The organism is Mucilaginibacter sp. P4_G9 (assembly GCF_056400985.1).
The window spans coordinates 1-820 of the sequence record NZ_JBFUKF010000873.1 but is presented as its reverse complement, the minus strand read 5'-3'; the positions used below and the strand labels follow the sequence as shown (position 1 = coordinate 820).

Genomic DNA, 820 nt, shown 5'->3' with positions numbered 1-820 from the left:
GCATAATAATGTCAGTTACTAATGATGTAACAATTTTACCAAAGGCTGCACCAATAACAACGCCCACTGCAAGGTCAACAACGTTGCCGCGCATGGCGAATTCTTTAAATTCTTTTACGATAGCCATAAGATTTATATTTAGTTATCTAAAGTAACGAATAAATTTTTATCGTATTCAAACAAATTATTTCATTTTGCATTTATCGTCATTACTCCAATTACTTATAAGTTATTTTAAAGTTAATGGTAATTGATGTATTTTTGAACACTACGTTAATTATGCTTAAACAGAATCTTCAACAAAAACTTTTACAAAAGCTCTCGCCGCAACAAATACAATTTATAAAATTGCTGCAGGTGCCTACTGTTTCGCTTGATACCCGCATCAAAGAGGAACTGGAAGAAAATCCTGCGCTTGAAGATCTGAGTTTAACTAATTTAAACGAGCCAGTTGAGGAATACCCCGACCGCGACCCTGATGAAGACACCTTTAACGGTGATGAAGAAAAGGGGGAAATGGATGAGTTCAACATTGATGACTACCTGCAGGATGATAGCGTGAATGATTACGGATCGCGCTATGACCAAAATGGCGATGATGAAGATGAGCGCAAAGAGATCCCCATAGCGGTTCAGAGCTCGTTTTTTGAGAGCCTGCAGTTACAGCTCGATTTGCTTCCCTTAAGCGATAAAGATTTCAGAATAGGCAAACAAATTATAGGAAGCCTGGATGACGATGGTTACCTGCGCAGGCCCATCATGTCGCTTACTGACGACCTCGCCTTCTCGCAAAATATAATGGCCGAGGATGAAGAGGTTG

2 protein-coding genes are annotated in these 820 nt (G+C 39.4%); one reads left to right on the top strand and one right to left on the bottom strand.

The window, feature by feature from the left end; translation table 11 throughout:
- The coding region (locus tag AC1DPZ_RS28285) for an MscL family protein (RefSeq protein ID WP_477409806.1) at positions 1-127 on the bottom strand (127 nt) is incomplete at its 3' end.
- A 152-nt stretch (positions 128-279) separates the two neighbouring features.
- On the opposite strand from AC1DPZ_RS28285, the gene AC1DPZ_RS28280 reads away from it, so the two are divergent.
- The coding region (locus AC1DPZ_RS28280; RefSeq protein WP_477409804.1) for an RNA polymerase factor sigma-54 at positions 280-820 on the top strand (541 nt) is incomplete at its 3' end.